The organism is Arsukibacterium sp., from assembly GCF_041616895.1.
Lineage (GTDB): Bacteria > Pseudomonadota > Gammaproteobacteria > Enterobacterales > Alteromonadaceae > Alishewanella.
In genome coordinates this window covers 1-2,270 of the sequence record NZ_JBFJPY010000197.1, presented here as the reverse complement: position 1 = coordinate 2,270, position 2,270 = coordinate 1, and the positions used below count along the sequence as shown (strand labels likewise).

At 45.7% G+C, this 2,270-nt stretch carries 3 protein-coding genes, 1 tRNA gene and 2 pseudogenes; all 6 read left to right on the top strand.

Going from position 1 to position 2,270, the window contains the following annotated elements; genetic code table 11:
* Nucleotides 1-85: pseudogene (locus ABY802_RS16715) on the top strand (elongation factor Tu); the annotation flags it as partial.
* A 169-nt stretch (nt 86-254) separates the two neighbouring features.
* Nucleotides 255-331 (top strand) — tRNA-Trp (locus ABY802_RS16710).
* A gap of 87 nt (nt 332-418) precedes the next feature.
* Complete coding sequence (secE, locus tag ABY802_RS16705; protein WP_372628247.1) at nt 419-793, top strand: preprotein translocase subunit SecE; 375 nt, start codon at nt 419-421, stop codon at nt 791-793.
* 15 nt (nt 794-808) lie between these two features.
* On the top strand, nt 809-1,336 hold the full coding sequence (gene nusG / locus ABY802_RS16700; RefSeq protein ID WP_097113097.1) for a transcription termination/antitermination protein NusG: 528 nt from the start codon (nt 809-811) through the stop codon (nt 1,334-1,336).
* Between the two features lie 122 nt (nt 1,337-1,458).
* Entirely contained in the window at nt 1,459-1,887 is a 429-nt protein-coding gene (gene rplK / locus ABY802_RS16695) for a 50S ribosomal protein L11 (protein WP_372628246.1), read from the top strand.
* 3 nt (nt 1,888-1,890) lie between these two features.
* Nucleotides 1,891-2,270, top strand: a pseudogene (gene rplA, locus ABY802_RS16690) (50S ribosomal protein L1); the annotation flags it as partial.

Sequence of the window (2,270 nt, the reverse complement as noted above, 5' to 3'; positions counted from 1 at the left end):
CGCGATGGACGAAGGTTTACGCTTCGCAATCCGTGAAGGCGGCCGTACAGTAGGTGCTGGTGTAGTATCTAAAATCATCGCTTAATTCAGATTGAGTTAGCAGTGATGTAAAGAAGGCTCCCCTGTGGAGCCTTTTTTGTTTTTAGTCTTAAAAATAGCGCAATACGATACGGTAAGCTTGTTTTAGCACGCTAAGACAGTATAATGAGCGGCTATTTGATGGCTGGGTAGTTTCCGGCCATTTTAAAGACTGAAGGGGCATAGTTCCAATTGGTAGAACAGCGGTCTCCAAAACCGATGGTTGGGGGTTCGAATCCCTCTGCCCCTGCCAAATTTAAGGTAGCAGCTGAAAAAGCGCTGTACCATATTAGTTAATAACGAGTGGCATGATACACGCCAAAATGAAGTGAGTTAGAGCATGAGCGTTGCGAGCGAAAATCCAAAAAGCGGGCTTGATCTGGTTAAATGGTTATTAGTATTTGTTATCCTGTCTTTGGCAGTAGCCGGCAACTACATATTCGAACTGGGTGCGTTAGAGCGTGCGATAGCAATTGTTGTGCTGGTTATTGTTGCGGGTGTGGTTGCTGGCCAGACCCATAAAGGCCGTACCTTTATAAATTTCGCCAAAGAGTCTCGTTCTGAAATCCGCAAAGTAGTATGGCCCACCCGCCAGGAAACAATGCAAACTACTCTGGTAGTAATAATAGCGACTATTATCATGGGCTTGTTGCTATGGGGCCTGGATGCCATTTTATTACGAGTTGTTTCTTTCTTTACCGGATTGGGGATCTAAAGCATGGCTGAAAAAATGCGTTGGTATGTTGTACAAGCGTTTTCAGGATTTGAGCAACGCGTTGCCACATCTTTACGGGAATACATCAAACTAAACGAGATGGAAGAAAAGTTTGGTGAAGTATTAGTGCCAACGGAAGAAGTGATTGAAATGCGTGCTGGCCAGAAACGTAAATCTGAGCGCAAATTCTTTCCGGGTTATGTACTGGTACAAATGGAAATGTGCGAAGAAGCCTGGCACTTAGTAAAAAGTGTCCCTCGCGTTCTTGGTTTTATCGGTGGCACCTCCGATCGCCCGGCACCTATTTCTGAAAAAGAAGCGATGACTATCCTTAATCGATTACAAGATAACGCTGATAAACCGAAGCCAAAAACCTTGTTTGAAGCAGGTGAAGTGGTTCGGGTTACCGAAGGTCCGTTTGCTGACTTTAACGGCGTAGTTGAAGAAGTTGATTACGAAAAAAGCCGCGTAAAAGTGTCGGTATTAATATTTGGCCGCGCTACCCCGGTAGAGCTGGAATTTGGCCAGGTAGAAAAAGCGTAAACATATTGGTTGTAACGGGGCGCTGATTAAAATATAATCTGCGCCCTTTTTATCGTCAGGGGAGCCGTTTGAGTAAGTGTCCTCGCATTTACAAGGCTACGACCCTATAACAGAGGTGAAACATGGCAAAGAAAGTCACAGCACTTATTAAGCTGCAGGTTAAAGCCGGTATGGCAAACCCGTCGCCGCCAGTTGGTCCAGCATTGGGTCAACACGGTGTTAACATCATGGAGTTCTGTAAAGGTTTTAACGCCCGCACTGAAAGCCTTGATAAAGGTATGCCGATCCCAGTAGTCATTACTGTATACAGCGATCGCTCATTCACATTCGAAACCCGTACCCCGCCAGCGTCATTCCTGCTGTTAAAAGCAGCGGCACTAAAGAGCGGTTCAGGTCGTCCGAATACCCAGAAAGTTGGTAAGGTTTCAGCTGCTCAGATTGATGAGATCGTAAAGATCAAACAACCTGATTTAACAGCTGCAGATCATGCTGCTGCGGTGCGTACCATCGAAGGTACTGCTCGTTCAATGGGCTTAGTGGTGGAGGGCTAATCAATGGCTAAATTATCAAAACGCGCTAAGTTAATCCGCTCTAAAGTAGATGTAACTCGCGAATATGACATCAACGAAGCGGTTGCTTTGTTAAAAGAATTAACTGCCGGCAAGTTCGTTGAGAGCGTTGACGTTGCAGTAAACCTGGGTATTGACGCTCGTAAATCTGATCAAAACGTTCGTGGTGCAACTGTACTGCCACACGGTACTGGTCGTACGGTTCGCGTTGCAGTATTTACTCAGGGTGCTAATGCAGAAGCGGCTAAAGCTGCCGGTGCTGATATTGTTGGCATGGAAGACTTAGCTGAGCAAGTTAAGAAGGGCGTAATGAACTTTGACGTTGTTATTGCATCTCCTGATGCAATGCGAGTTGTAGGTATGTT

What these genes read in the sequence shown, in the direction of transcription:
- rplK (WP_372628246.1), top strand. Translation starts at nt 1,459, where the DNA reads ATGGCAAAGAAAGTCACAGCACTTATTAAGCTGCAGGTTAAAGCCGGT.
- nusG (WP_097113097.1), top strand. Translation starts at nt 809, where the DNA reads ATGCGTTGGTATGTTGTACAAGCGTTTTCAGGATTTGAGCAACGCGTT.
- secE (WP_372628247.1), top strand. Translation starts at nt 419, where the DNA reads ATGAGCGTTGCGAGCGAAAATCCAAAAAGCGGGCTTGATCTGGTTAAA.